This is a genomic window from Psychrobacter sp. TB55-MNA-CIBAN-0194, from assembly GCF_040309505.1.
Taxonomy (GTDB): domain Bacteria; phylum Pseudomonadota; class Gammaproteobacteria; order Pseudomonadales; family Moraxellaceae; genus Psychrobacter; species Psychrobacter fozii.
Genome location: NZ_JBEOOW010000201.1, coordinates 1 through 278, shown reverse-complemented (window position 1 = coordinate 278; position 278 = coordinate 1). Strand labels below are relative to the sequence as shown.

Here is a 278-nt window from a genome sequence, read left to right as displayed (position 1 = left end):
GCAAGGAACTGCGCGCCTTCACCAAACCCCAGGTATGGATGGCCCTGTCCATCGGCGCAATTGGCTTTGCCGGGATGTTCTGCGTATTCAGCTACCTGGCGCCGACCATGCTGGAAGTGACCAAAGTCTCGCCACAATGGATCCCCTTCGGCCTCGCCGCGTTTGGCGTCGGCGGCATCATCGGCAACATTGCCGGTGGCAAGCTGTTTGATCGTATGCAGTTTCGGGCGGTGGGTTTGATATTGGTGTGGTCGATGGCGGTGTTGTTGTTCTTCCCC

At 58.6% G+C, this 278-nt stretch carries 1 pseudogene; it reads left to right on the top strand.

The features are described from left to right. Positions 1–278, top strand: a pseudogene (locus AAEY75_RS14820) (MFS transporter); the annotation flags it as partial.